At 64.4% G+C, this 21,398-nt stretch carries 20 protein-coding genes and 1 tRNA gene; 19 read left to right on the top strand and 2 right to left on the bottom strand.

The features are described 5' to 3' along the window. Window positions 1-34: 34 nt before the first annotated feature. A complete protein-coding gene (locus XH88_RS01680; RefSeq protein ID WP_271613680.1) occupies window positions 35-661 on the top strand; it encodes a hypothetical protein in 627 nt (208 codons plus the stop codon). Between the two features lie 71 nt (window positions 662-732). Here XH88_RS01680 and XH88_RS01675 read toward each other — a convergent pair whose 3' ends face one another. Then, complete coding sequence (locus tag XH88_RS01675) at window positions 733-1,875, bottom strand: alpha-hydroxy acid oxidase (protein WP_271613679.1); 1,143 nt, start codon at window positions 1,873-1,875, stop codon at window positions 733-735. 104 nt (window positions 1,876-1,979) lie between these two features. On the opposite strand from XH88_RS01675, the gene XH88_RS01670 reads away from it, so the two are divergent. The 11 genes from XH88_RS01670 to XH88_RS01620 all read left to right on the top strand — a co-directional run bounded on the left by XH88_RS01670 (window position 1,980) and on the right by XH88_RS01620 (window position 13,344). After that, entirely contained in the window at window positions 1,980-2,147 is a 168-nt protein-coding gene (locus XH88_RS01670) for a hypothetical protein (RefSeq protein WP_271613678.1), read from the top strand. A gap of 221 nt (window positions 2,148-2,368) precedes the next feature. After that, on the top strand, window positions 2,369-3,712 hold the full coding sequence (gene glmM / locus XH88_RS01665) for a phosphoglucosamine mutase (RefSeq protein WP_271613677.1): 1,344 nt from the start codon (window positions 2,369-2,371) through the stop codon (window positions 3,710-3,712). Between the two features lie 257 nt (window positions 3,713-3,969). After that, window positions 3,970-5,220, top strand: coding sequence for an MFS transporter (locus tag XH88_RS01660; RefSeq protein WP_271613676.1), 1,251 nt, complete (start codon window positions 3,970-3,972; stop codon window positions 5,218-5,220). Between the two features lie 228 nt (window positions 5,221-5,448). Further along, window positions 5,449-6,291, top strand: a complete 843-nt coding sequence (locus XH88_RS01655) for an outer membrane protein (RefSeq protein ID WP_271613675.1) — start codon at window positions 5,449-5,451, stop codon at window positions 6,289-6,291. A gap of 168 nt (window positions 6,292-6,459) precedes the next feature. Further along, window positions 6,460-7,344, top strand: coding sequence for an outer membrane protein (locus XH88_RS01650; RefSeq protein ID WP_271613674.1), 885 nt, complete (start codon window positions 6,460-6,462; stop codon window positions 7,342-7,344). A gap of 74 nt (window positions 7,345-7,418) precedes the next feature. Further along, window positions 7,419-8,009: a glutathione S-transferase family protein gene (locus XH88_RS01645; protein WP_271613673.1), complete on the top strand. Its 591-nt coding sequence runs from the start codon at window positions 7,419-7,421 to the stop codon at window positions 8,007-8,009. 15 nt (window positions 8,010-8,024) lie between these two features. Then, window positions 8,025-8,489 (top strand): GNAT family N-acetyltransferase, encoded by a 465-nt coding sequence (locus XH88_RS01640; protein WP_271613672.1) that lies wholly within the window; start codon window positions 8,025-8,027, stop codon window positions 8,487-8,489. 158 nt (window positions 8,490-8,647) lie between these two features. Then, window positions 8,648-8,854, top strand: coding sequence for a hypothetical protein (locus XH88_RS01635; protein ID WP_271613671.1), 207 nt, complete (start codon window positions 8,648-8,650; stop codon window positions 8,852-8,854). A gap of 79 nt (window positions 8,855-8,933) precedes the next feature. Beyond that, a complete protein-coding gene (locus XH88_RS01630; protein ID WP_271613670.1) occupies window positions 8,934-10,106 on the top strand; it encodes a phosphoserine transaminase in 1,173 nt (390 codons plus the stop codon). Between the two features lie 225 nt (window positions 10,107-10,331). After that, on the top strand, window positions 10,332-11,921 hold the full coding sequence (gene serA / locus XH88_RS01625; protein ID WP_271613669.1) for a phosphoglycerate dehydrogenase: 1,590 nt from the start codon (window positions 10,332-10,334) through the stop codon (window positions 11,919-11,921). Between the two features lie 250 nt (window positions 11,922-12,171). Beyond that, the gene (locus tag XH88_RS01620; RefSeq protein ID WP_271613668.1) at window positions 12,172-13,344 is read left to right on the top strand and encodes a thiolase family protein; all 1,173 of its coding nucleotides are present in this window, start codon (window positions 12,172-12,174) and stop codon (window positions 13,342-13,344) included. Window positions 13,345-13,459: 115 nt separating this feature from the next. On the opposite strand, the gene XH88_RS01615 is transcribed toward XH88_RS01620, so the two are convergent. Beyond that, the gene (locus XH88_RS01615; RefSeq protein WP_271613667.1) at window positions 13,460-16,828 is read right to left on the bottom strand and encodes a PAS domain-containing sensor histidine kinase; all 3,369 of its coding nucleotides are present in this window, start codon (window positions 16,826-16,828) and stop codon (window positions 13,460-13,462) included. A 316-nt stretch (window positions 16,829-17,144) separates the two neighbouring features. On the opposite strand from XH88_RS01615, the gene XH88_RS01610 reads away from it, so the two are divergent. The 7 genes from XH88_RS01610 (at window position 17,145) to XH88_RS01580 (ending at window position 20,895) form a co-directional block, all read left to right on the top strand. Beyond that, entirely contained in the window at window positions 17,145-17,528 is a 384-nt protein-coding gene (locus XH88_RS01610; RefSeq protein ID WP_271613666.1) for a phasin family protein, read from the top strand. 524 nt (window positions 17,529-18,052) lie between these two features. Next, entirely contained in the window at window positions 18,053-18,487 is a 435-nt protein-coding gene (locus XH88_RS01605; RefSeq protein WP_271613665.1) for a phasin, read from the top strand. 298 nt (window positions 18,488-18,785) lie between these two features. After that, window positions 18,786-18,862 (top strand) — tRNA-His (locus tag XH88_RS01600). Between the two features lie 96 nt (window positions 18,863-18,958). After that, window positions 18,959-19,489, top strand: a complete 531-nt coding sequence (locus tag XH88_RS01595; RefSeq protein ID WP_271613664.1) for a hypothetical protein — start codon at window positions 18,959-18,961, stop codon at window positions 19,487-19,489. Between the two features lie 62 nt (window positions 19,490-19,551). Next, complete coding sequence (locus XH88_RS01590; protein ID WP_271613663.1) at window positions 19,552-19,674, top strand: hypothetical protein; 123 nt, start codon at window positions 19,552-19,554, stop codon at window positions 19,672-19,674. A gap of 722 nt (window positions 19,675-20,396) precedes the next feature. Next, window positions 20,397-20,615 (top strand): hypothetical protein, encoded by a 219-nt coding sequence (locus tag XH88_RS01585; protein WP_271613662.1) that lies wholly within the window; start codon window positions 20,397-20,399, stop codon window positions 20,613-20,615. A 115-nt stretch (window positions 20,616-20,730) separates the two neighbouring features. After that, window positions 20,731-20,895, top strand: a complete 165-nt coding sequence (locus XH88_RS01580; protein ID WP_271613661.1) for a hypothetical protein — start codon at window positions 20,731-20,733, stop codon at window positions 20,893-20,895. Window positions 20,896-21,398: the final 503 nt, after the last annotated feature.

Below are 21,398 nucleotides of genomic sequence, written 5' to 3'. Positions count from 1 at the left end.
CGTTCTACTCCCGTGGGGACGATAGGAGACATCAATGACGATTCAACGTGCCGGTTTCATGCGCCCGCTCATCGCTGTTGCGATGGTCGCTGCGTCCACCTTTGCGGCCGTCGCGCAAAGGGCGCCGGTGCCGACCCGCGTGCGCGGCACGATCGAGAGCGTCGATGGCGACACCCTGCAGGTCAAGTCGCGCAGCGGTGAGGACGTCAAGCTGCATCTCGCCTCCGACGCGCGCGTCGTCGGCGTCTCCAAGATCGCGCTCGCCGACATCAAGGTCGGCTCGTTCGTCGGCGCCACCACCGTGCCGGGATCCGACGGCGGCAACAACGCCGTCGAGGTGCACGTGTTTCCGGAGAGCATGCGCGGCACCGGCGAAGGCTCGCGGCCCTATGATCTCAAGCCAAATTCCAGCATGACTAACGCGACTGTGTCGGAGAGCGTGGTCGGCAATGACGGCCACACGCTGCTGGTGAAGTACAAGGACGGCGAGAAGAAGGTGTTCGTCTCCGATATGACGCCGGTCGTGACCTTCGTTCCCGGCGACAGGTCGGAACTGAAGGCCGGCGCCAAGGTCATCGCCTTCATGAAGCAATTGCCTGACGGATCGTTCGAGACCAACCGCGTCAGTGTCGGCCGTGACGGCCTGACCCCGCCGATGTGATGAGCGGCAAGCGCTGAACTCGCAAGGTGGGCAAAGGCGCACCTGCGCCGTGCCCACCCCACGGCACGTCGTTACGGCGCCTCCGCGATGATATGATCGTCGATCTCATCGATCCTGTTCACCCCGCATAGCCCCATGGTCGTGAGCAATTCCTTCTGGATGATGTCGATCGCCTTGGCGACGCCAGCCTGGCCGCCGGCACCGAGGCCATAGGCGTAAGCGCGGCCGATCATGCAGGATTTTGCGCCGAGCGCGAGCGCGCGCATCACGTCCTGGCCGGAGCGGATTCCGCCGTCGAACATGATCTCCATCCTGTCGCCGACCGCCTCCGCGATCTCCGGCAGCACCTCGATCGAGGACGGCGCGCCGTCGAGCTGGCGGCCGCCATGGTTGGAGACGACGAGCGCCTGCGCGCCGGTCTTGGCCGCTTCCTCGGCATCCTCGACGTCGAGAATGCCCTTGATGACGAGCTTGCCCGGCCAGATGCTGCGGACCCAGTCGACGTCCTTCCAGTTCAGGGACGTGTCGAACTGCGAGGCCGTCCATTCGGCGAGGCGATTGAGGTCCTCGGTGTTCTTCACGTGGCCGGCGATATTGCCGAAGGTGCGGCGCTTGCCTTGCAGCACGCCGGAGACCCAGGCGGGCTTGCTGGCGAAATCCAACAGCTTCGACAGCGACCATTCCGGCGGCACCGTCATGCCGTTCTTGATGTCGGCATGGCGCTGGCCGATCACCTGCAAGTCGACGGTGAGCACCAGCGCGCTGCACTTCGCCGCGATGGCGCGCTGGATCAGATCCTTGATGAAGCCGCGGTCCTTCATCACGTAGAGCTGGAACCAGAACGGCTTGTCGACAGCGGCCGCGATGTCTTCGATCGAGCAGATCGACATGGTCGACTGCGTGAAGGGGATGCCGGCGGCCTGCGCCGCGCGGCAGGCATGGATCTCGCCGTCGCCATGCTGCATGCCGAGCAGCCCGACCGGCGCCAGGATCAGCGGCATGGTCGATGGCTCGCCGAGAATCGTGGTCGAGGTGTCGCGCTTGGAGACGTCGACCAGGATGCGCTGGCGGAACTTGATCTGCTGCATGTCCTCGCGATTGGCGCGCAGCGTTTCCTCGGCATAGGAGCCGCGGTCGCAATAGTCGAAGAACGCCTTCGGAACGCGGCGCTTATGCAACGCGCGAAGATCGTCGATACAGGTGATATGCTTCATGAACGTTCCCCGGCCCGTCTGTCTCAAGAAGTCTTGCATCGGAAGATTGAGGGGTCATCTAGCATGGTTGGATGCACAGCCAAATCGTTTGCGGGAGAGATGCCATGATCAAGCCGCACGCCCGACCTTCGCCGGAAGAGATCAAGGAGAAGCAGGCCCTCGACGATGCACTGGAGGAGGGCCTGGAAGAGACCTTTCCGGGCTCCGATCCCGTCAATGTCACCCAGCCGCCGCCGAGCCGCGGCGACAGCCATGTGAAGCGCTCGGATTAGGGCGGGTTCCGCTCATCCGCCGGGTTCTCGCCGGAAGTATAACGTTAACAATATGTTACTGGATCGGCGCGCCGCCCGGGTCCGTAATGATTAATCATTTTTTTTGAAGCCAACTTGGCCGTGATGGCTTTATAAGAACCTCAGCAGATCAGGGATGCGGGTCCCGCCAGGGCGCCCGAAAGTTGTATTGGGGAATTCCTGGTTGTTGCCTGGGGGACGATATGAGCCGCAAATATTTCGGGACGGACGGGATTCGGGGCCGCGCCAACGGACTGATCACGCCGGAGCTCGCGCTCAAGGTCGGACAGGCCGCAGGCCTTGCGTTCCAGCGCGGAGAGCACCGCCACCGGGTCGTGATCGGCAAGGACACGCGGCTATCAGGCTACATGATCGAATACGCCATGGTCGCGGGCTTCACCTCGGTCGGCATGGACGTGCTGCTGGTCGGTCCGATGCCGACGCCGGCGGTGGCGATGCTGACCAAGTCGATGCGCGCCGATCTCGGCGTGATGATCTCGGCCTCGCATAATCTGTTCGAGGACAACGGCATCAAGCTGTTCGGCCCGCAGGGCTTCAAGCTCTCCGACGATGTCGAGAAGCAGATCGAGCAGCTGCTCGACGAGCCGATCGAGAAGCGGCTCGCACAGAGTGCGAGCCTGGGCCGCGCCCGCCGTATCGACGGCGTGCATGACCGCTACATCGAATTCGCCAAGCGCACGCTGCCGCGCGATCTCTCGCTCGATGGACTTCGCGTCGTGATCGATTGCGCCAATGGCGCCGCCTACAAGGTGGTGCCGGAAGCGCTGTGGGAATTGGGCGCCGACGTGGTGCCGATCGGTGTCGAGCCCGACGGCTTCAACATCAACAAGGATTGCGGCTCGACCTCGCCGGAAGCGCTGTCGAAGAAGGTGCGGGAGATGCGCGCCGACATCGGCATTGCGCTGGATGGCGATGCCGATCGCGTCATCCTGGTCGACGAGCGCGGCCACGTCGTCGACGGCGACCAGCTGCTGGCTGTGATCGCGCAGAGCTGGAAGGAGGACGGACGGCTGTCGCGTCCGGGCATCGTCGCCACCGTGATGTCGAATCTGGGCCTCGAGCGCTTCCTGAAGGGGCAGGGGCTCGATCTCGTGCGCACGCCGGTCGGCGACCGCTACGTGCTCGAGCAGATGCTGAGCGGCGGCTACAATCTCGGCGGCGAGCAGTCCGGCCACATCATCCTGTCCGACTACGCCACGACCGGCGACGGCTTCGTCGCCGCGCTGCAAGTGCTGGCGGTGGTGCAGAAGCTGCGCCGTCCGGTGTCGGAAGTCTGCCACCGCTTCGATCCGCTGCCGCAGATCCTCAAGAACGTTCGCCACAAGGGCGGCAAGCCGCTCGACGATTCCGACGTGAAGTCGGCGATCTCCGACGGCGAGAAGCGGCTCAACGGCCACGGCCGTCTCTTGATCCGCTCCTCCGGCACCGAGCCCGTGATCCGCGTCATGGGCGAGGGCGAGGACCGCATCCTGGTCGAGGATATCGTCGACACCATCGTCTCTGCGCTGGGGCAGGCCGCGGCCTGAGCCTCTTCCTTCTCCCCTTGTGGGAGAAGGTGGCGCGAAGCGCCGGATGAGGGGTCCCTCTCGGCGCAGTCGGTGCAGGATCACTCGTGGAGACATACCCCGTCTCGCCGCTACGCGGCGATCCACCCTCTCCCACAAGGGGAGAGGGAAGACGGGAGCACTCGCGCATCCCAGCCATTTGCCATTGGTGGTGGTTTGGCCGCCGCTCCCATCGTACCTGTGAGGTCGCGGCAATCTGCCGCGCCGGGATTGCTGCATTGAACAAGCCAGTCGTCGCCTCAGAGGAAACGCTGACCGAGCCCGTCGTGGTCAGCGGCATTGCGCCCGCAGCCAAGGCGGCCGCGGGTCCGGCCTATATCGTGCTCGCCGGCATCAGCTTCTCGCACTTCCTCAACGACACCATGCAGTCGCTGATCGCCTCGGTGTATCCGATCCTGAAGGACACCTACGCGCTCGACTTCGCGCAGATCGGCATGATCACGCTGGCCTTCCAGTTCACGGCCTCGCTGCTCCAGCCGCTGGTCGGGCACTACACCGACAAGAAGGCGCAGCCTTATTCGCTGGCGATCGGCATGGCCTCGACCTTCTTCGGCCTGCTGCTGCTCAGCATCGCCCAGCAATATCTCGTCATCCTGATCGCCGCGGCGCTGGTCGGTCTCGGCTCGGCGGTGTTTCACCCCGAATCGGCGCGCATCGCGCGGCTTGCCTCCGGCGGCCGTTACGGCTTTGCGCAATCGGTGTTCCAGCTCGGCGGCAGTTTCGGCACCTCGATGGGGCCGGTGCTCGCCGCGCTTATCGTCGTGCCGTTCGGGCAGGGCAGTATCGCCTGGTTCTCCTCGATCGCCGGTCTTGCGATCGTCATCCTCTGGCGGATCGGCCGCTGGTACGCGCCGCAGATCAAGGCGAAGAAGACCGCGGCGATTCAGGCCCGCCCCGACGCGCCGAGTTCGCGCCGCGTCGCGATCGCGCTGCTGGTGCTGGTGGCGCTGTTGTTCTCGAAGCAGCTCTACGTCTCCAGCCTGTCGAGCTACTACATCTTCTACCTGATTGATCGCTTCGGCGTGTCGACGCAGACCGCGCAGATCTATCTCTTCATCTTCCTCGCCGCGAACGCGGTCGGCGCGTTCGTCGGCGGGCCGCTCGGCGATCGCTTCGGCCGCAAGATCGTGATCTGGATCTCGATCCTCGGCGCGCTGCCGTTCACGCTGGCGTTGCCCTTTGCCGGGCTCTATGCCAGCGCGGTGCTGTCGGTGATCATCGGCCTCATCATCTCCTCGACGACCTCGTCGATCATCGTGTTCGCGCAGGAGTTGGTGCCGCATCGCTTCGGCATGATCTCCGGCGTGTTCTTCGGTGTCGCCTTCGGCATCGGCGGGCTGGGCGCCGCGGTGCTCGGCAAGCTCGCCGACCACACCTCGATCGAGTTCGTTTATCAGGTCTGCGCCTATCTGCCGGCGATCGGGCTGCTTGCGGTATTCCTGCCCAAGCTGCCGCGGCACGCGCGTTAACAAATGCTGTCTCGCTGCATTGCGGCTTCACACATCGTTAGGAATTGCGGCGCGCAGCTGCTGCATCTTTGCAACGCTTGCGCTGCATCCGCGTGTGGGGTCAGGAAAAATCAACCTTAAAAATTAGGGTTAAGTGGCGCTTAAGCATTTGCTGCCATCGTCCGGCTCGTGAGTTTCCAGAACGTGAGGCGCTCGTATTTTGCCTCACCGGCCATAAGGACGATGCCAATGCGTAGCGTTAAGTCTCTCCTTGCCGCGGGTGCGGCATCCCTGATCTCGTCGATGGCGTTCGCCGCCGATATGCCGATCGCGGCGCCGCCACCCATGTACGCGCCGCCCGCTCCGCCCGCGGACTTCGGCGGCTGGTATCTGCGCGGCGACGTCGGCATGACGAATCAGAGCGCGAAGAGCATTGAGGGCGCTGTCGGGCCCGGGTTTACGAAGACGACCGAGGGACTCGGCTTCGACTCCTCGCCGCTGTTCGACCTCGGCGCCGGCTATCGCTTCAATAACTGGTTCCGCGCCGACGTGACCGGCCAATACCGGGGCAAGGCCACCCTGCATGGAGCCGACAACGTCATCGGGCCCGGTTTCGTGGGCTCCAACAATTACAGTGGCAGCAAGTCCGAGTGGGTCGTCATGGCCAACGCCTATGTCGATCTCGGCACGTGGTGGTGCATCACTCCGTTCATCGGTGCCGGTGTCGGCGGCTCCTACAACAAGATCAGCGGCTTCCGCGACGACGGCGTGTCGTACACCGCCGGAAATACGCCGCCCCTCGCCAACAGCGTCGCCTACTACGCCGACAACGGGAAGTGGAACTTCGCCTGGGCCGCTCACGCCGGTCTCGCTTACAAGGTCAATCCCGGGTTCACGGTCGAACTGGCCTACAGCTACATGAATCTCGGTGATGCGGCGCCCGGCAACTTCCGCCTGTTCGACAACAGCGCTTCCGGCCCGACCTCGATCAAGCTTAAGGATCTTACCTCGCACGACCTCAAGCTCGGCGTGCGCTGGGATCTCAACAGCCCGCCGGTCTACGCGCCGCCGCCGCTCGTCACCAAGGGCTGATCGCAAGCCTCATCGCTTAACGTCTCTTAACGGCGCGGGATCATCCCGCGCCGTTTTGCTTTGCATTTTTTTCATGGCGGGCGGCGACGAGAACGTCAGACGCAACCATTGGTTAAGGTTAACGGGCCATGATCAGGCTCGAGAGTTCGAGTTCGATGGAGCGTTGCAATGCGTAGGCTTTGGTTGGTGGCGGCGGTGTTCGGATCGATGTCCGCCGCACACGCGGCCGACATGCCGGATCTGCCCGTCCTGCGCGGCGGCTTCACCGACGGCCTGTCCAGGACCTCCCACAATTGGGACGGCGCCTATTTCGGCGTCCATGGCGGATACACGACCGATACGACCGACTTCAGCCAGAGCGTGGTCGGTCTGACCAACTTCATCTTCCGCGACAGCGTGCTTCAGCAGCCGACGGCAAGCTGGTCGCTCATGAACAAGACCACCACGCAGAGCACGAATTTTGGCGCCTTCGTCGGCCGCAACTGGCAATGGTACGATGCCATTCTCGGTCTCGAGGGCACTTATAGTTATTTCAACAACCTCTACACGCAGACCAGCGGCTCCAACCAACTCGACATCATCAATCCCGCCGGGGACGTTCACCCCGACAACGTGACTGATCATTGGAACGTAAAGTTGACCGGTACCGCCGCGGCACAAGTCAAGGACATGATCTCGCTCCGCGGCCGGGTGGGCTGGGATGGCGGCGATTTCATGCCATATGCATTCGCCGGCGCTGCCGTCGGCCGTATGGACGTATCGCGTACCGTGACAAGCGACGTGTCGTTGACCCAGGTGACGACGACGACGGTCGGTGGCGTCACGACGATCGTGACCAACGGACCGAACCCCGTTCCTGCGCAATCTCAGACGCAGAGCCAGCACCGGACCAATGCCTTTGCAGTGGGGTGGACCGCCGGCCTCGGCGTCGAATATTGCATATGGGAAGGCTTGTTTGCGCGCGTGGAATACGAATACGTGAAGTTCTCGCCCGTCATGAATACCTCGGTGACGCTGAACAATGCGCGTGTCGGGCTAGGCTACAAGTTCTGATGCCGCTTCGCTGCGCCGCAGTTGACAGGTTCGCCGTGCCCTGATGCTCTGTCGCCCGACAAGGGGCGGCGACGATGCAGATTTACGGCGACAGCAATTCGGGCAATTGTCTGAAGGTGAAGTGGGTCTGCGACCACCTCGCCTTGCCCTATCGCTGGATCGAGACCGACACCCGCAAGGGCGAGACGCGCACGCCGCAATTTCTGAGGATGAACGGCGCCGGCCAGGTGCCGACCATTGCTTTCGACGACGGCCGCACTTTGGCGCAGTCCAATGCCATCATCCGCTATCTCGCCCGTGACAGCGCGCTGATCCCGCACGACGCCTTTGCGGCTGCCAAGATGGATGAGTGGCTGTTCTGGGAGCAGTACAGCCACGAGCCCTATATCGCGGTATGCCGCTTTCTCATCGTCTATCTCGGCAAGGATGTCTCCGAGCTCGATCCTGACAAGGTCAAGCGCGGCTATGCGGCGCTCGACCGCATGGAGCAGCATCTTGCGACCAGTCGCTTCTTTGCAGGTGAGGCGGTTTCCCTCGCCGACGTCTCGCTGCTCGCCTATACCCGCGTTGCGCATGAAGGCGGCTTCGATCTCGGCCGCTATCCGGCCGTTCGCCGCTGGGTCGGCGAAGCCGAGGTCTTTCTCGGTCTGCCGCCGGCGCGCTGAGTCTGGAGTTTCCGAATGAACGTCAAATCCGTCTCCATTCGTCCCGCACGCCGCGAGGATGTGCCAGCGATCGTGGCGATGCTCGCCGACGATCATCTCGGCCGCGGGCGCGAGCGGATCGAGGATCCGCTTCCCGCCGTCTATTACCGGGCGTTCGAGCGGGTCGAGCGCGATCCCAATCTCGCGCTCGTGGTTGCCGAGAGCGAGGGCAGGGTGGTCGGCTGCCTGCAACTCGCGGTGCTGGCAGGCATCAGCTCGCAAGGCGGCATCCGTGGCCTGCTCGAGGACGTCCGCGTCGCCTCTGATTGTCGCAGCCGCGGCATCGGCGAGCAATTGGTGCAATGGGCCGTGACGGAAGCAAAAGCGCGCGGCTGCAACCTGGTCGAACTGCTGACGCATCAGACGAGAACGGATGCGCAGCGCTTTTATAAGCGGCTCGGATTCACAGCGAGTCATGTCGGGATGACTGTCCGCTTTTGAGGCAGCGCGGCGCGGCTGTTGCGCGATCAGCAAATTCGGATCGCGCATTCGTTCAACTTAAGAGCTGATAAACTACCCGTTCGTCGTTCACGTGGAACTAGGAACGAACGGTGCTACGCAGCGTCAGACACCCGGCTCGGGCGGTTCGGGGATTTTCGATGACAAGCTATTCCATGATCAAGGTCGGCAACGACTACGTTGTGCAGGCCAATGACAAGTGCATTTTGAAAGTCGGCAGCCGCCGCCGTGCCGCGCAATTGATCAGCGAGGCCACCGACTTGCTGAACGCACTCGCCGCGGTGGAAGCCCCGGATATCGCGCCGGAATTGCCTTCACTCCACCGTGAGCCGCCGGAAGTTTCTTGACTGGTCTGCCCGATTCCCGTATCAGCCGCGGCGGGACACCTCCCCCCAACGGGAGGCTTACTATCTGGAAGGGTAGATCATGACTGTAGCGAAGCCCGCTTCGCGGCCGACCGTGCCGCATTTCTCCTCCGGCCCCTGCGCCAAGCGCCCCGGCTGGAACGCCCAAAATCTCAAGGACGCAGCGCTCGGCCGTTCGCATCGCGCGAAGGTCGGCAAGACCAAGCTCAAGCTCGCGATCGATCTGACGCGCGAAGTGCTTGAAGTGCCCGCCGATTACCGCATCGGCATCGTGCCGGCCTCCGATACCGGCGCGGTCGAGATGGCGCTGTGGTCGCTGCTCGGCGCACGGCCGGTCACCACGCTCGCCTGGGAATCCTTTGGCGAAGGCTGGGTCAGCGACATCGTCAAGGAATTGAAGCTCAAGGACGTCACCAAGCTCAATGCGGCTTACGGTGAAATCCCCGATCTCTCCAAGGTCGATCCCAAGAGCGACGTCGTCTTCACATGGAACGGCACCACCTCCGGCGTGCGTGTTCCGAACGCCGACTGGATCAGCGCGACCCGTGAAGGTCTCACGATTTGCGACGCGACGTCTGCGGCCTTCGCGCAGCCGCTCGATTTTGCAAAACTCGACGTCGTCACCTTCTCCTGGCAGAAGGCGCTCGGCGGCGAGGCCGCGCACGGCATGCTGATCCTGTCGCCGCGCGCGGTGGAACGGCTCGAGACCTACAAGCCGGCCTGGCCGCTGCCGAAGATCTTCCGCATGACCAAGGGTGGCAAGCTCAACGAAGGCATCTTCGTCGGCGAAACCATCAACACGCCGTCGATGCTCTGCGTCGAGGATTATCTCGACGCGTTGAACTGGGCCAAGTCGATCGGCGGCCTCAAGGCTCTGATCGCGCGTGCCGACGCCAATACCAAGGTGCTGGCCGACTGGAAGGCGAAGACGCCCTGGATCGACTTCCTGGCCAAGGATGCCGCGATCCGCTCCAACACCTCGGTGTGCCTGAAGTTCACCGATCCCGCCATCACCTCGCTTTCGGACGACGCGCAGGCCGATTTCTCCAAGAGGCTGGTTGCTCTCGTCGAGAAGGAAGGCGCCGGCTACGACTTCGCCTACTACCGCGATGCGCCGGCGGGCCTGCGCATCTGGTGCGGCGCCACGGTGGAAGCAAAGGACGTCGAACTGCTGACGCAGTGGATCGACTGGGCATTTGCCGAGACCAAGGCCGCGCTCGCCAAGGCGGCCTGAGTTCTTACTCTCCCCTGGTAGGGGAGGGTCGACGCGCCGGCGAGCATGATCCGGAAAAGTGGTCTCCGGTTTTCCGACCAGATCATGCTCAAACAAGACGGTGCGGCGGGGTGGGGTGATCTCTCCACACGGCGCACCGGCGATTTTCTTTCCGCGGCTTCACCCCATCCCGGCGCTTCGCGCCGACCCTCCCCCTCCAGGGGAGGGTGTGAAGGACACATCCCCATGACCAAACCCAAAGTTCTCATTTCCGACGCACTCTCGCCCGCTGCCGTGCAGATCTTCAAGGATCGCGGCGTCGAAGTCGACTTCCAGCCCAATCTCGGCAAGGACAAGGACAAGCTCGCCGAGATCATCGGCAATTACGATGGCCTTGCGATCCGCTCCGCGACCAAGGCGACCGCCAAGATCCTGGAGAAGGCCACCAACCTCAAGGTGATCGGCCGCGCCGGCATCGGCGTCGACAATGTCGAGATTCCCGCGGCAACCGCCAAGGGCATCATCGTGATGAATACGCCGTTCGGCAATTCGATCACCACCGCCGAGCATGCGATCACGCTCATGCTGGCGCTGGCCCGCGAGATTCCGCAGGCCGACGCCTCGACCCAGGCCGGCAAGTGGGAGAAGAACCGCTTCATGGGCGTCGAGATCACCGGCAAGGTGCTCGGCGTCATCGGTTGCGGCAACATCGGCTCGATCGTCGCCGACCGCGCGCTTGGCCTGCGCATGAAGGTGATCGCGTTCGACCCGTTCCTGTCGCCGGAGCGCGCCAAGGACATCGGCGTCGAGAAGGTCGAGCTCGACGACCTGCTCAAGCGCGCCGATTTCATCACGCTGCATACGCCTCTGACCGAGAAGACCAGGAACATCATCGACGCGGCCGCGATCGCCAAGATGAAGAAGGGCGTGCGCCTGATCAATTGCGCGCGCGGCGGTCTCGTCGACGAGCAGGCCGTGGTCGATGCGCTCAATTCCAAGCACATCGCGGGCGCGGCCTTCGACGTGTTCGTCGAGGAGCCCGCGACATCGAACGTGCTGTTCGGCCATCCCAACGTGATCTGCACGCCGCATCTCGGCGCTTCCACCACGGAAGCGCAGGAGAACGTCGCGCTCCAGGTCGCCGAGCAGATGTCGGATTACCTCATCTCCGGCGCGATCTCCAACGCGATCAACTTCCCGTCCATCACCGCGGAAGAAGCGCCGAAGCTGAAACCGTTCATTGCGCTTGCCGAGAAGCTCGGCTCGTTCGCCGGCCAGCTCACCGAGACCGGCATCTCGAAGGTCACGATCACCTATGAGGGCCAGGTCGCCGAAATGAAGATCAAGGCCCTGACTTCCGCGGTGCTGTCTGGCCTGTTGCGGCCGATGCTGGGTGAGGTCAACGTCGTGTCCGCGCCCGTCGTCGCCAAGGAGCGCGGCATGGTAGTGGACGAGGTGACGCGCGCCGCGCAGAGTGACTATGAGAGCCTGATCACCGTCACGGTCACCACCGAACGCCAGGAGCGCTCGGTCTCCGGCACCGTCTATCACGACGGCAAGCCGCGGCTGGTCGACGTCAAGGGCATTCGCGTCGATGCCGAGTTCGGCAAGTCGATGATCTACGTCACCAACGAGGACAAGCCGGGCTTCATCGGCAAGTTCGCAAGCCTGCTCGGCGACGCCAAGCTCAATATCGCCACCTTCCATCTCGGCCGCGTCGCGCCCGGCAGCGATGCCATTGCGCTGGTCGAGGTCGACGGTGCGGTGCCGGCGGACCTGCTCGCCAAGGTGGCGACCCTGCCGCAGGTCAAGCAGGTCAAGGCGCTGACGTTCTGATCCTGCCACGGCGTCATGGCCGGGCTCGTCCCGGCCATCCACGCGCGCCCGCGTGTAGGCGGACGCGGATGCCCGGGACAAGCCGGGCATGACGAGTGGGTAGGCTTGTGACGTCCAAAGAAATTCCGACCCGCGGAACAACGCCGTCTCCTTCATCGGAGGCGGCGTTTTATTTTGCCGAGGTCTCCAAACTTTGTGTACCAATGGCGGCTAGGACGCCTCCGTACCAAGATTTGAAAGGGAGAAAACAATGCGTGAAGCTGTCATCGTTTCCTATGCGCGCACCGGCCTCGCGAAATCCGGCCGCGGCGGGTTCAACATCACGCCGCCGATGTCGCTCGCGGCGCACGCCATTCATCATGCGGTGGAGCGCGCCGGCGTCGAGAAGGATTATGTCGAGGACTGCTATCTCGGCAATTGCGCCCATGGCGCGCCGAACATCGGTCGCCAGGCGGCGCTGCTCGCCGGCCTGCCGAAATCGACCGCTGGCGTCTCGGTGAACCGCTTCTGCTCCTCGGGGCTGCAGACCATCGCCATGGCCGCGAACTCGATCCGCTCCGACGGCGCCGACTGCATCGTCGCGGGCGGCGTCGAGAGCATCTCGATTCCCGGCGGTCCTCTGCCCAAGGAAGCTGTCGATCCGGAGTTGCTGAAGACCGCGCCCGACATCTTCATGGCCATGATCGATACCGCCGACATTGTCGCGGAGCGCTACAAGCTCAGCCGCGAATACCAGGACGAATATTCGCTGGAATCGCAGCGCCGCATGGCGGCCGCGCAACAGGCCGGCAAGTTCAAGGACGAGATCGTCCCGATGAAGACCAGGATGAAGGTCGTCGACAAGGCGACCAAGGCCGAGAGCATCGTCGACTACGTCGTCGATCGCGACGAATGCAACCGGCCCGAGACCACGCTGGAAGGCTTGGCAAAACTCGAGCCGGTGAGGGGCCCGGGCAAATACGTCACCGCCGGCAATGCCAGCCAGCTCTCCGACGGCGCTGCCGCCGTGGTGCTGATGGAAGCCAAGGACGCCGAGAAGCGTGGCCTCAAGCCGCTCGGCCGCTTCGTCGCCTGGGCTGCCGCGGGCTGCGAGCCGGACGAGATGGGCATCGGCCCGATCTTCGCCGTGCCGAAGCTGCTGAAGCGTCATGGCCTGAAGATCGACGACATCGATCTCTGGGAGCTCAACGAGGCCTTCGCCAGCCAGTGCCTCTATTCGCGCGACAAGCTCGGCATCGACCCCGAGAAGTACAACGTCAATGGCGGTTCGATCGCGATCGGCCATCCCTTCGGCATGACCGGCGCGCGCCTCACCGGCCACCTGCTCCAGGAAGGTGCGCGGCGCAAGGCGAAGTGGGGCGTCGTGACCATGTGCATCGGCGGCGGTCAGGGCGGCGCCGGCCTGTTCGAGATCTACAGCTGAGGCGATCCGCGGTCTGACTTGCGAAGGGCATGGCGCAAGCCGTGCCCTTTTTGTTGGGGGACACGTCGCTCTCTCAATCCTTCGCTCCGTTGTTACGGGGAGAGATTGAGGCCCCTCACGCGCTCGCCGTGACCGCCGCGAACGTCACCTCGATCAGCGTGCCCTGGCCGGCGCTCTTGATGTTGAACCTGGCGCGGTTGGCTTCGACCAGCGCTTTCGTCAGCGACAGGCTGAGCGCCGAACTGTCCGCGGCGTCGCCCGGCGGCGGGGTGCGGAACGGCTCCATCGCGGCGGCGACTTCCGTTTCGCTGAGGCCGTGGCCGGTGTCGCGGATCCGCAAGGCCACCTCGCCGCGATCGTTGAGCGCGGTCGAGACGATGACCTGGCCGCCGGCGCTGGCGAGGCGGATCGAGTTCGAGATCAAATTCATCGTCACCTGCCGCAGCGCGCGCGCGTCCGCCGTCACCTGCGGCAGCGCATGCGCGAGCGAGGTGCGGATGATGATGCGCTCGCGATTGGCCTGCGGCTGCATCACCGCGACGCAGGCCTCGACGAGGTCGTTGAGATTCAAATTCGCAAAATTCAGATCGAGCTTGCCGGTTTCGATCCGCGACAGCTCCAGGAGATCGTCAATGATGGTGATCACGCGCTCGCCGGAGGCGCGGATGTCCTTCATGTATTCGCTGTAGCGCTCGTTGCCGAGCGCGCCGAAGCGTTCGGAGATCATCACCTCGGCAAAGCCAATGATGGCGTTGAGCGGCGTGCGGATCTCGTGGCTGATCCGCGCCAGCATGTCGGCTTTCGCGTTGGCTGCGCCGTCGACCAGGCGCCGCGCCTGCGTCAGCTCGCTCTCGCCCTTCTTCGTGTGCGAGAGGTCGCGGAACACGGCGAAGAAGTTCGGACCGTCCGGCCGCGTGCGGCCCATGATCATGGCGAGCGGCAGCACGCCGCCCTTCTTCTCGCGGCCGAGCACCTCGCGGCCGTGGTCGAGCAGGCTCGCGATGTCCTGGCTCCTGATGCTTTCGAGATAGTCCATGACGATCTGCTGGCTCTCGGGCGCGAACAGCGTCAGCAGATTCTGCTGCAGCAGCGCCTCGCCGTCATAGCCGAACAGTGCCTCGGCGCTGCGGTTGCAGGCGTGGATGTTGCCTTCGGCATCGAACATCACGATGCCCTCGGCGGTGGTGTCGAGGATCGCGGCGAGATCTTCCGCATCGGCATCGCCGGCTTCCGGCTCGGGCGCGAAGATGACGGGCTCGTCGACATCGGTCTCGGCGGCGACGGGCGGCGCGGCCACGGGCGCAACGACGACAGGCGCTACTTGCGGCAGCGCGCAGATCAGTGCATGGGCGCTCTCGCCGTTCCAGTCGATCGTGTGCAGGTGCGCGTCCGTCGTCGCCGGCGGCGCTTCCCCGTTGGCAAGGGCCGTGCTGATCGTCACCGGCGTGCCCGATTGCGAGGTGCTGCTGGCCGCGGAGACGCCCGGCTCGACATAGAGCGCATCGAGTCCGCCGGCTTCTTCCAGCGCGGCGAGGTCGGCATAGCCCATGCGCGCGAGGAAGGCGGGGTTGGCGTAGAGCAGGCGATCGAGCCGGTAGATCAGCAGGCCCGTCGGCATCAGATCGAGCAGCGTGCGGTCGCGTGCGCTGTTGCCGCGCGCGGGCGGCGCCGGCTCGTCCAGCCATTCGGCCGCTGCGGGCGGCGCCTCAAGCTCCGATATCTCGGGCTCTGTGATGACCGCTTCGTGCAGCATCGGCGATTCGGATGCGATCTCGTCCGCCGGCGGCTCGGCCGCGGCCATTTGCTCGCGCTCGCGTTCGAGCCGCTCGGACAATTGCCGCGCCAGCTCGTTGAACGCGCTGTTCTCGACCGGCGTCAGCGTCGGTGGCCTCTGGTCACCTTGTGACCTGGGGTCACCGGGGGCGCGGAAGGGCACGACATTCGGAGGCGTTTCCACTGGCGTTTCCGGATCGGTTGGGTGTGAATTCGCTTCGGTTGCTGGTGCGGGCGGTTCGGGTTCGGTTGCCGTTGGCGGTTCAGGCTCGGACGGCGGCGAGGGCTCGACCGGCGGCGCTTCGGGTTCGGGACCTGGCTCGACCGCCTCCGCGGAAAAGCCGTGCTGCGCGGTCGGCTCGGCGAGCATTTCGTACCGGCGGAGCGCATCGAGCCGGTTGAGCGCATCGAGATCGCGGCAAACGCCAAAGCCCTTGAAGCCGGCAAAGTTGCGCTCGGCGTCGTAGACCGGCAGGCCGGCAAGCTCGACTGGCAGATGCTCGCCGCCGTCGGCCGGCCAGTTCACGGTGATGCCGGCCCAGGTGTCGTGGCTGGCGAGTGCCTGCGCGACGCGCCCGTCGGGATCGAGCGAAAATTCCTCGGATATCTCGCGCCAGGGCCGGCCGAAGCGGGCCGCGGTGTGCGCGCCGATCAGGCGGATGAACTCGTCCGAGCCGAGCACAAAGCGTCCCTCCGCGTCCACCTGCCAGAGGAAGCGCAGCGGATGCAGGCGCGGTGTCTCCGCGTGGGGCTGCGGCTCGACCATGGTTGAGGTGATCGGCGCAGCTTGCGGCGGCACGATGGCTGCGGCCGGGTTTTCGACCGGCGTTTCCACTGCGGCTTCGGCGGCCGGTTCGGCTGTCGGCACAGGCGTCTCGGTCGGCGCCGGCGTCTCGGACGTTTCGGTCGGCGGCGGCGTCTCGGGGGTTTCGGCAAACGGATCGAACAGCGCGATGCCGGCATCATGCGCGCTCGCCGATGGCATCGCCTGTGGCGCCGGCTCGAGCGGTGCCTCAGGCGCAGCCTCCGGCACGCTTTCCGCTTCAGGCGCCGCCTGCGCCGCCGCGGGCTCGATCAGCGCGACCAGACCGACATCGCTGCCGACGCCGACCCGTTGCAGCACCATCTTGCCGATGCCGATAGGCATCTCGACGCGGCCTTTTGCCAGCGCATCGCTGCGCGCCTGTTCGAGCCCGGCATCACCGAGATCGCGAAAGCCGAGCAGGGAGCGCGCCGCCTCGCTGGCGCCGGCGAACATGCCGTCGGGTGCGAACGCCGCCATCGGCACCGCCGCACCGTCGACCAGGCGATGCAGCCGCTCGACCAGCGGCATGCTGCGCGCGGTCGCAGCCATCGCGGTGACGAGCACGCCTTCGCTGCCGTCGGCAAACGAGATTCGCGCGCAGGCGCAGGTCATCAGCGCACCGAGCCCTGCGCCGAAGCCGCGCAGCCGCTCCAGCCTGACCGCGCCGCTCGCCGACAGCCGCCGACCGAGCTGCGCGACCTGGCGGCGATGGCCGTCGGCCGGTCCGAACGTCTTTTGCGCGAGCGCTGCCGCGTTGGCCGCGCCGAAGAATTTTGCGCCGACCGGATTGGCCCACAGCACCCTCGCGCCGTCGGGCGACCAGAGCCAGGCGGGGAGAGGTGAGGTCGCATGCACGGACAGCCTGGGATCGCCGACGCCTCGCAACTGGAAATCCGAATTGGTCATCGGCAGGCTTTAGGTCTCGCTGTCACGCTTCACATCGGGCTTGCCTGGAATGGCAGCCTTAAGAAAGGGTTAGTATCGCCCGTGGGCGCGGGCAGGTCCACGGCCCCGGCCCATGAGGGTGTCCTAATGCCGCGATAACCTTAATGTGGCTGAACCCGCAAGCCGCCCGGTCGTTGCATCCGCAGGAATCCGCTGGGCGCGCCGGGCGTCATACCGCCAATACCGTCGTCGGCTAGTCTTCTGCGCGGGCCTGGGAACGGTCGAAATGACCGGCAAAACAACAGGACAGGCAAGGAAGAAGAAGGAGTGACAGCCCATGACCGATCAGTCCCACGACCGTTTCGAGCTTTCCCCTGAGATGCGGAACATGGCGGAATCGAGCTTCAAACAGGCGCGCGATGCCTTCGACAAACTGCTCGCCAACGCCGAGGCCGCCGCCGGCTCGCTCGAAGAGCGCGGCGCCTCCCTGCGTGCCGGCGCCAAGGACATCGGCGCCAGGGCGATCGCCTTTGCCGAGAGCAACGTGCAGGCCTCGCTCGACTACGCCCAGTCGCTGCTTCACGCCAAGGACCTGACCGAGGTGATGCGGCTGCACAGCGAATACGTCCAGGCCCAGATGCGCGCGCTCACCGAGCAGGCCAGCGAAATGGGCCAGCTCGTCAGCCGCACAGCGATCGACGCGACCAAGGCGAAGCATTAGCCCGGCCATCTTTTGAGGCACGATAGTCACCCGGAAAAAGGTGCGTTCCCTCCCCCCTTGTGGGGGAGGGCCAGGGAGAGGGGTAGCCCAGCAAACGGTGTCGCTTGCAGATGCACGGATCGCAGCAGCCCAACCGAAAGAATCCCCGCGTGGGCACCCCTCCCTGACCTCGAGAGCGAGCTTCGCTCGCCTCGGACCCCACAAGGGTGGAGGACAGAGTGGGGTGCTTTGGCTTGCGATGCGCGATCGCGCACCTGAAATGCCCCTCAACCCCTGGTTCCCTGGCCGGGGAACCTCATCCTCTCCGAGATTAAATTATCGCAACGCACCGCAGACTCGCATTGCGCTGCACAATGTTGACATGTTAGGCAGCGACAATGCTGGGCGCTGGACGAGACATCTCGTTTGTTTTGCGTATCCAGTCTTTCGTACCCGCCACCTCGTAACAAGAAATGGCCCCAGGTTGGGCCGGCGGGCGCGCCAGAAGGCTCACTCCATTTTTTCATTATCGTGAGGGACCAACCATGACAGGTGCGACTGATCCGTTTTCTGCCTCGATCATCCCGTTCGAGGTTCCCGAGCAGATGCGTGCGTTCGCCGAGAAGGGCGTGTCGCAGGCCCGCGAGACCTACGCCAAGTTCAAGGACGCCGCCGAAACCCACAACGGCACCGTCGAGGCCGTGTTCGCGTCGGCCAGCAAGGGCGTGAGCGACTACACCGCCAAGCTGATGGAGTTCGCCAAGGCCAACACCACGGCTCATCTCGACTTCGCCCAGGAGCTGCTCGGCACCAAATCGCCGGCCGACGCCTTCCAGCTCTGGACCGGCCACGCCAAGACCCAGCTCGAGACCTTCCAGGCCCAGGCCAAGGAGCTCGTCGAGCTGACCCAGCGCATCGCCACCGAGACCGCCGAGCCGATCAAGGCCGGCGCCTCGAAGCTCTATCCGCCCGCCGCCTGATCAAAACGGCGGATCGACCAAATCAAGAACCCGGGCCCAACGGCCCGGGTTTTTTCTTCACCTCTCCCGCTCGGCGGGAGAGGCCGGGAGAGGGCTCCCTTCTCTAGGGGACTCTCGCAGCATGCGGGCGAATTTGAGCGCAACAGCCCCAGGGCCGCGACGCTGAAACGTGATTTACCCAGGTTTTTCGCCCCTCTGCGGCCTTGCCAAAAACCCCCGTTGCACCTAGTTTCCGCCCCGTCCAGCCCCCTCGGCATCAGGCCCTTATCAGGGCGCCCAAGGCGCGGCTCGCAAGGATGCAGTTGTAGCTCAGTTGGTTAGAGCGCCTGTCTGTGGAACAGGAGGTCGGTGGTTCGAGCCCACCCAACTGTACCAGCGTTTCTCTGTTCGACCGCTGACTGGCTAAACCGCACGCCAGTGATCTGGCTTTTTCTTATCGTTCAGATGTCGAACCCTTGCGACGCGGGGCGAGTGACCATTCTTCTTTGCCCAATCGATCGCCTCCTTCTGCGTCTTGAACGAACCGAGGGCGTGATCCGCGTGGTCTTGCGTCGCTTTGATGAGCGGCATGCAGGCCCCGAAGATCACTTCGATCCGCCTCATAAAGCACGGGCTGTGCCTGACTGCGGCAGCTTCGAGGTGCGGTACGGCGATGGTCGGCCGAGCCGCTATTTTTACTGGGACGACCTGCCGAGCCGGCGCCTGCGGCCGGAGGTGCTGACGCGCGATGTGGCGCTGGAGCGGCGCGAGAGATTGCGCGGGCGGCTTGGGATGGGCTTGAGGCTGTACCGGAAGCGGCTCGCGAGATGGGCAAGGGAGTTTGATCAAATGCCATGGTCAGCGAATGATGCCGAAAGGCACACGCACAAGGCGACAACGTGGGAATTGAAGGAGCTTTGGGCAAAGATCGCCAACGATTGCCTGGAGCGAACCGGAGACGAAGGTCGCGCTATCCGAGAAGCGAACGCTGTAATCGCACGGCAGCTGAAAGCCGACCGCTAGCGGCCGGCATCACTTTGGCTGGTCGGCTGATTTGGTTTCGACTCAGCGCATCGATACCCGCCATGAAGCACGCCGCTGCCCGCCCCCTCGCCGATCCTGCCACCGTCGCCCGCAAGCTGGTCGAGATCGCCGCCGGCATCGAGCCAGTGCAGGACGGATACGAGCGCGACGGATGCGTGCACTGAGAGATCAGGCGAAGGCGTTGCAGCGCCCGTTAGCGGATGAATCGCTCAGGATCGTGATGCGCGGGTCGAGAAGGAAGAACACGCGGTGGCGTGGGACGACGCTACGGCACGCTGCAAAAGCTTGGTCACACTCTCAAAAGTAAAAGCCCCTGCATATGGCAGAGGCTTTTTTCGTCACTACCGCTGCTGACCGGGAGCGACACTCGACGCGCCTTGATTGGCGCCGCGAGTCTGCGGTGTCGGAAATGCCGTTTGCATCGCATGTCCCGGACTAAAGCCCGATGCACCATGATGCCCGCCACGCGTCTGCGGGCTTGGATAAGCCGCTTGCATCGCATGCCCCGGGGTGGTCGATACCCCATGGCCCGTAGCGGCTGCGCCGCCATGTCCCGCACTTGCGCCGCCATGGCCCGATCCCGCACCGGCGCCAACTCCTGCTCCGCCTACTCCCGCGCCTCCTCCGGCACCTGCTCCTCCGCCGCCTCCAGCACCTGCTCCCGCACCGCCGCCGCCGCCACCGCCACCACCACCGCCACCACCGCCTCCGCCCCCACCACCTCCGCCAGCGAACGACGGACCGGACGCTGCGATCAACAACGCTGGGATGGCGGCTACTGCAATAAGCTTGGCTAACTTCGTCACGATGATCTCCTCTTCATCTCTAATTCCGCGCCCAAGCAACCCGGTCCGTTCGTTCAAAATCGGGCGCACGAAGGGCGGACATGCGGCCGGATTGGGTCGAGATCGCCAGCGGTATCCGCATCTTCATCGAGCTGGTCAATGCGCAATTCCTCAAGATGGGCGGCAGCGGCGAGCGCGCAGGCATCGCGCTCGCCCGCGAGCGCGGCTGGATCGAGCTGCACGAGTCGGGGACGTTCCAGCGGGCTGAAAGGGGCAGATCTGCTGGCGGAATAGCATTCGGAAGGCTCATGCCTTCATAGGCCGCCCCTTACCACTGGGGTTCTGTGGTGGCACCCTGCCACTGGCAGCAGGGGAGCTGTGTCATGCATAGGTACATCGCTCGCAGCAACATCGATCACTACCTCGGTATTCTGAATGGCAGCGATCTCGCGTCGGAAAATCGAAGCCGCATCGTTCAAGCTGCTGATCGAGGAAGAAGACAAGCTAACCCATGATCAGCTCGAATTTGCAGAAAACGCGCGCCGCAGCGAGTCGGGATCGCATCCATCGGCAACGAAACTTGCGCGACAGTTTTGTTGAAGGATCATCAGAACGTGTGCACGCGACTCGCCTGCTGGCAAATTTTGAAGCCCTCCACCAGTTGCTAGACGACTCCTCCCACCAGATGGGGCAGCGGGTAAACTCCTCCACGCTCTAACGAGCCCTGAACGTCGGCTACGCTGACCGCGCTCGCCCGGGCTGCACGCGCTTCCAGTGGCACCGCACATTCGTGCTCCTTCAATCCTCACACCGCCCAATGAACATCCGGAACATCGGGTCGTCCTCGATCCGCTTCAGTCGAGCCGCGACGCGCCGCAAGTTCTGCGCGGAGTCGAGCCGCGACAACGTCGTCGATGGATGAGTCAATTGTTTGGCGCGCGCCTCAAGCTCCTCGGCGCGGGCGAACAGTTCTCGCGCGGTAAGCATAGACGGCAAGCGTCGATACTAGACGGTGCTCCTATAAATTTTGTCCGTGCGCATCCATCCGGCGTTCACACCACCGCCCTTCGCTCCAACTTTCTCCAGAGCGCTTGCGCCTGCGG

Source organism: Bradyrhizobium sp. CCBAU 51627 (assembly GCF_028128765.1).
Classification (GTDB): domain Bacteria; phylum Pseudomonadota; class Alphaproteobacteria; order Rhizobiales; family Xanthobacteraceae; genus Bradyrhizobium.
Note: the sequence above shows the minus strand (reverse complement) of the source record. Positions and strands in the feature narration are given on the sequence as shown.

Coding starts and splice junctions, on each gene's coding strand:
- glmM (WP_271613677.1), top strand. CDS start 2,369: ATGAGCCGCAAATATTTCGGGACGGACGGGATTCGGGGCCGCGCCAAC.
- XH88_RS01615 (WP_271613667.1), bottom strand. CDS start 16,828: ATGACCAATTCGGATTTCCAGTTGCGAGGCGTCGGCGATCCCAGGCTG.
- XH88_RS01635 (WP_271613671.1), top strand. CDS start 8,648: ATGACAAGCTATTCCATGATCAAGGTCGGCAACGACTACGTTGTGCAG.
- XH88_RS01610 (WP_271613666.1), top strand. CDS start 17,145: ATGACCGATCAGTCCCACGACCGTTTCGAGCTTTCCCCTGAGATGCGG.
- serA (WP_271613669.1), top strand. CDS start 10,332: ATGACCAAACCCAAAGTTCTCATTTCCGACGCACTCTCGCCCGCTGCC.
- XH88_RS01585 (WP_271613662.1), top strand. CDS start 20,397: ATGCGGCCGGATTGGGTCGAGATCGCCAGCGGTATCCGCATCTTCATC.
- XH88_RS01630 (WP_271613670.1), top strand. CDS start 8,934: ATGACTGTAGCGAAGCCCGCTTCGCGGCCGACCGTGCCGCATTTCTCC.
- XH88_RS01605 (WP_271613665.1), top strand. CDS start 18,053: ATGACAGGTGCGACTGATCCGTTTTCTGCCTCGATCATCCCGTTCGAG.
- XH88_RS01590 (WP_271613663.1), top strand. CDS start 19,552: ATGAAGCACGCCGCTGCCCGCCCCCTCGCCGATCCTGCCACCGTCGCC.
- XH88_RS01670 (WP_271613678.1), top strand. CDS start 1,980: ATGATCAAGCCGCACGCCCGACCTTCGCCGGAAGAGATCAAGGAGAAG.
- XH88_RS01620 (WP_271613668.1), top strand. CDS start 12,172: ATGCGTGAAGCTGTCATCGTTTCCTATGCGCGCACCGGCCTCGCGAAA.
- XH88_RS01655 (WP_271613675.1), top strand. CDS start 5,449: ATGCGTAGCGTTAAGTCTCTCCTTGCCGCGGGTGCGGCATCCCTGATC.
- XH88_RS01580 (WP_271613661.1), top strand. CDS start 20,731: ATGGCAGCGATCTCGCGTCGGAAAATCGAAGCCGCATCGTTCAAGCTG.
- XH88_RS01650 (WP_271613674.1), top strand. CDS start 6,460: ATGCGTAGGCTTTGGTTGGTGGCGGCGGTGTTCGGATCGATGTCCGCC.
- XH88_RS01680 (WP_271613680.1), top strand. CDS start 35: ATGACGATTCAACGTGCCGGTTTCATGCGCCCGCTCATCGCTGTTGCG.
- XH88_RS01645 (WP_271613673.1), top strand. CDS start 7,419: ATGCAGATTTACGGCGACAGCAATTCGGGCAATTGTCTGAAGGTGAAG.
- XH88_RS01640 (WP_271613672.1), top strand. CDS start 8,025: ATGAACGTCAAATCCGTCTCCATTCGTCCCGCACGCCGCGAGGATGTG.
- XH88_RS01675 (WP_271613679.1), bottom strand. CDS start 1,875: ATGAAGCATATCACCTGTATCGACGATCTTCGCGCGTTGCATAAGCGC.